Source organism: Lysinibacillus sp. G1-3 (genome assembly GCF_056322905.1).
Genome location: NZ_JBWHYQ010000067.1, coordinates 1 through 422, shown reverse-complemented (window position 1 = coordinate 422; position 422 = coordinate 1). Strand labels below are relative to the sequence as shown.

The 422-nt window shown below is 45.3% G+C and carries 1 tRNA gene and 2 rRNA genes; all 3 read left to right on the top strand.

Going from position 1 to position 422, the window contains the following annotated elements:
- Positions 1-83 (top strand): 23S ribosomal RNA (locus ACVYAD_RS25155); the annotation flags it as partial.
- Positions 84-200: 117 nt separating this feature from the next.
- Positions 201-316, top strand: a 5S ribosomal RNA gene (gene rrf, locus ACVYAD_RS25150).
- A gap of 10 nt (positions 317-326) precedes the next feature.
- Positions 327-402 (top strand) — tRNA-Val (locus ACVYAD_RS25145).
- Positions 403-422 lie beyond the last annotated feature (20 nt).

Below are 422 nucleotides of genomic sequence, written 5' to 3'. Positions count from 1 at the left end.
AGACGATGAGGTAGATAGGTTCGAGGTGGAAGTGTGGTGACACATGGAGCTGACGAATACTAATCGATCGAGGACTTAACCAAAATGTTTGAAACATTCAATGCACGTTTATCCAGTTTTGAAAGAATAAGAAAGTTTTTTTGAAAAAAGCTTGCAATTATAACAAAATGTGTTATAATAAATCTTGTCTTTAAAAATAGTCTAGTGATGATGGCAAAGAGGTCACACCCGTTCCCATACCGAACACGGAAGTTAAGCTCTTTAGCGCCGATGGTAGTTGGGGGCTTCCCCCTGTGAGAGTAGGACGTCGCTAGGCATAATACCCAGGAGGATTAGCTCAGCTGGGAGAGCACCTGCCTTACAAGCAGGGGGTCGGCGGTTCGAGCCCGTCATCCTCCACCATTTGCCGGTGTAGCTCAGTT